Genomic DNA, 3,468 nt, shown 5'->3' on the forward strand with positions numbered 1-3,468 from the left:
GGGGATCATCGGGTCATTCGGCATAAGCTGGGCGTTCTATCTGCTTGCTAAAGCGGATTCTGTAAAGCAATTACCTGGCGACTACAGCCCACTTCAGGACTGGCGAATGGTCCTCGCCGGGACAGGCTTGCTATCTCTCGGACTGCTTATCAGTCTTTTTCGCTCTGTAGCAGGTCACCGGTCTGGCGTAAAGCCGCTGCCATTTGAAGAGGACGTTACCCCATCGGAAGGCGTCTCTGAGCTGCACAAATGGAGGATGGGTCACAAGAGGTTTTTCATGCCAACAACATTCGTCTTCTCGGCGAGTCGCGCTGATGAATGTCTGGCCAAACCATTGGCCTCACAAAGGGCGCCTGGCGTGCTAGAAGTATTAACGGCGGGCGCGACATCTGCCAAGGATGTCGCTCAGATGCTTCGGTGTGTGTCGTCGTCCACGGCCTCGGCGGCATCGGCAAGACGGCCCTGACCCGCGAGTTCGTCAGGGATGCCGTGGATGCCGACTTGGCCCGCCAGGTCGTCGCCGTCGATGGAGAGGCGACGGTCGACGGCATCCTCTCCGCCGTGGCCCGGGTTGTCGGCGCGCATCTGCCGGAGGTGGCTCGTGGGCTTGAGGACGTCGGCATCAGGTGGCAGGACCGTCTCGAGCTTCTCCGGATGACTGACCTGGGAAATGATCCAATCCTGCTGGTGCTGGACCGGTTCGAGGACATTGGTCTACCTCGATGAGACGATGGGTGAACCGCCCGTTTCCCCCGATGACGTCCGCGCAGCGATCGAGCGCGTGAGTGGTCGCGTCGAAGACACGTGGTATCTGCACGACAAACTCAACCGAATCAGCAAACTGGTCGGCATCCCGGAACTGTTGAGTGCCGCCAGTGTGCATCGTGATCCGGTGGACCGTGCCGCGCTGCTGTTCCAGCTCGGGGTGCACGACACGTCCGTCGACCCGCCGTACCGGCCGCCCGGTTGGTTCTCTGATGCTGTCCGGGTGGCGTGTGACCACGGGCTTCTCACGGTCGGACCCGACGGCGCCGTTACGCCGTGCCGCGGCATCGAGGGTGGGGTCGAAAACCCCTGGAGTCTTCGCGACCGGACTCAGCCGCATCGGCAGGCTGCCGCCTATTGGGAGTGGCGGGCTGTCGTCCGCACATGCCAGTTCGCTTGACGTCTATCTCCGCTGGACCGACTCCGCCCGCCATCATCATCTCGAGGCGGGCGCCACTGAACCGGCCGTCGAGCGCACCGTGGACATGTGCCGGGTTTTGCATCGGTGGGGGGCCTGGCGGAGGGAGTGGGCCGTACTGTCGGACACACTTGGCCGCCTCCCGGCGGAGGGCACCGTCCGGCGCACGCGTGTCCTGCTGCACCAGCGTGGCGTCGTCGCCCGGCTCCTGGGTGAGCATGCGACGGCAGGCGAAATCCTGCGCGAGTTGTACGACCTGGCGGAGCGGGAGTCGGACGAGCGGACGATGGCGGCGTGCCGCCTGCAGTTCGGCCTCCTCGCGAACGTTCGCGGAGATACCAGGGAAGCCGACGCCCACTACCACTGGGCCGTCGACCTGGGCAGCCTCGCCGGCGATGCGGCAATCGTCGCCGCGGGCCGGCATCAGCTCGGTGTCCAGGCCTTGCGCCGCGGCGACCATGAGGAGGCCGAGGAGATCTTTCACCAGGGGCGAGCGGAAGCCGGCGACCGCCGGGACTTCGAGGTCCTGGCCGCCGCGGAGCACTTGATCGCAGTCCTCGCCGAGCGGCGCGGAAGATACGACGAGGCGGACCACTGGTACCGAAGCGCATACGCGAATGCTGAGGACGGCGACTTCGCGGCCGTAGCCGAAATGGTCCGCACCGGAGCCAATGTGCTTGCGCTGCGTCGGGGCGATCTGGACGTCATCGACCGGATCGACGCCTCGCTCGGCCGAGCGATCGCGGCGGGCGACAACGCCGCGGCCGCCGCCGCGTACGACCAGTTGGGCACCATAGCCCGGTCGCAGGGCGACTACGCGGACGCCGACTACCAGTCCAAGCGGCTGGTGGTTGTCGTGGAGAAGAGCAGCACGCCGGATGCGTCCGCCCGCCTCAGCTATCAGTTCGGCGTGTCCGCCCATGCGCGCGGCGATCTGGCCGGCGCCGCGGTCAACTATCGGAACGCGCTCTGCGGTGCGGAGATGGCCCGGCACGCCGCTGTCACCGCGACAGGCTGCCGGTGTTCTTCGCCCGCCCGCACAGCCCGTGGGAGCGAGGCAGCAACGAGAACCTGAACCGGATCGTGCGAGAGTTCTTCCCGAAAGGCGTCCCGATCACCGCTGATCCGAACTATTTGGCGATGGTGGCTGCGGAGATCAACGACCGACCGCGTAAGATCTTCGACTGGAAGAAGCCCTCCGAGATATTCGCCGAACTCGTCGAGGCAGATGCTTCCACTGACTGAATCTGCCTGGAGCTGCTTCGAGATCACCGAAGCCGAGTTTGAGCGGGCGTGGAAGTCGGACGGAGAGTGACAGCCCTGCCGCTCATCAGTGCCCGGACCGCGGCAAATGAGTTAACGTGATCTTGACATAATTGGCGACCACGCATCGCTCGGATTAGACCAAATCTCGCCAAAATCCGACGCTTGCCCGAGGCTCTCCCACCTGTTCCCTGGAACCGCTGAGGCTGAACTCCTGATCGATGTAATCGGCGAGATCGAAGCCGTAGTAGATGACGTCGGTCTGCCACAAGGACAGCACCGGGTGCCCGAATGTTCCCCGTCCGGCGGGCAGGTACCGATGCCCGTACACCGGCACCATCGTCGGCACCTGCGCGAGCATGTGCTTCGCGGCGGCCATGGCCGATGCCAGGTCCGTAGGACGCGGGCCCCACGAGGCGTACCAGAAGTTCTTGTGCTCGACGTCAAAGAGCACGCCCTCGGAGGGCCGGTCCAGTAGGCCGCGCAGCTTGTCGCGGTCGGCATGCCGCCAGTCCGGCCACGGTTCCGAGTGCGCGTATCTCACGCCCGGAATGCGGGGCTCAGCCCGCGTATTCACCGGAAGTCCCGCAGCGAGGAACGCCTTGTGGTCGTCGGCGAACTGAAACCCGAACTCCTGCTCGATCAAACCGAACTCCGCGTCGGTCAGTCCCGGCTTGATGGCACACACCGATCGCCGCCGCAGCCGGCGCAAGGCCTCCTCACCGAGAACGCGGCCACCATCGCCAGACTGATCACGCACCGTACTCACACGGCTGGACTCTACCGGCCAATCCGGCACCGCCTCCCACCATTCCGGCGCGTGATAAGCACGCACAGCCCCGTCACTTCGCTGCGTAGTGCTTGCTCGGGCGGCACGAGCGTGCGCCAGCCGACGATGGGGGCCGTAGCGGTTCGTAGCGCTCGGATCGCGGCAAATCCGGATGCCCTCACCGATGAATTCCCATCGCGCCAGTTGCGGTTGCTGTGTGATGGTTGCCGGGTGCCCCAAGCGATTCTGCGCA

5 protein-coding genes are annotated in these 3,468 nt (G+C 65.1%); 4 read left to right on the plus strand and 1 reads right to left on the minus strand.

Annotated features, from left to right (window positions below; genetic code table 11):
- Window positions 1–417: 417 nt before the first annotated feature.
- The 4 genes from AB0M54_RS47780 (at window position 418) to AB0M54_RS47795 (ending at window position 2,428) form a co-directional block, all read left to right on the plus strand.
- A complete protein-coding gene (locus AB0M54_RS47780) occupies window positions 418–726 on the plus strand; it encodes a hypothetical protein (RefSeq protein ID WP_364480017.1) in 309 nt (102 codons plus the stop codon).
- A gap of 4 nt (window positions 727–730) precedes the next feature.
- Window positions 731–1,165, plus strand: coding sequence for a hypothetical protein (locus AB0M54_RS47785; RefSeq protein ID WP_364480020.1), 435 nt, complete (start codon window positions 731–733; stop codon window positions 1,163–1,165).
- A gap of 265 nt (window positions 1,166–1,430) precedes the next feature.
- Window positions 1,431–2,258: a tetratricopeptide repeat protein gene (locus tag AB0M54_RS47790; protein ID WP_364480023.1), complete on the plus strand. Its 828-nt coding sequence runs from the start codon at window positions 1,431–1,433 to the stop codon at window positions 2,256–2,258.
- A gap of 8 nt (window positions 2,259–2,266) precedes the next feature.
- Window positions 2,267–2,428 (plus strand): hypothetical protein, encoded by a 162-nt coding sequence (locus AB0M54_RS47795; protein ID WP_364480026.1) that lies wholly within the window; start codon window positions 2,267–2,269, stop codon window positions 2,426–2,428.
- 154 nt (window positions 2,429–2,582) lie between these two features.
- Here AB0M54_RS47795 and AB0M54_RS47800 read toward each other — a convergent pair.
- A partial coding sequence (locus AB0M54_RS47800; protein ID WP_364480029.1) for a hypothetical protein occupies window positions 2,583–3,468 on the minus strand: 886 nt, incomplete at its 5' end.

Source organism: Actinoplanes sp. NPDC051470, assembly GCF_040682035.1.
Taxonomy (GTDB): domain Bacteria; phylum Actinomycetota; class Actinomycetes; order Mycobacteriales; family Micromonosporaceae; genus Actinoplanes.

Bases quoted from the DNA above. Each gene is read 5' to 3' on its own strand.
- AB0M54_RS47785 (WP_364480020.1), top strand. From the start codon at position 731: ATGGGTGAACCGCCCGTTTCCCCCGATGACGTCCGCGCAGCGATCGAG.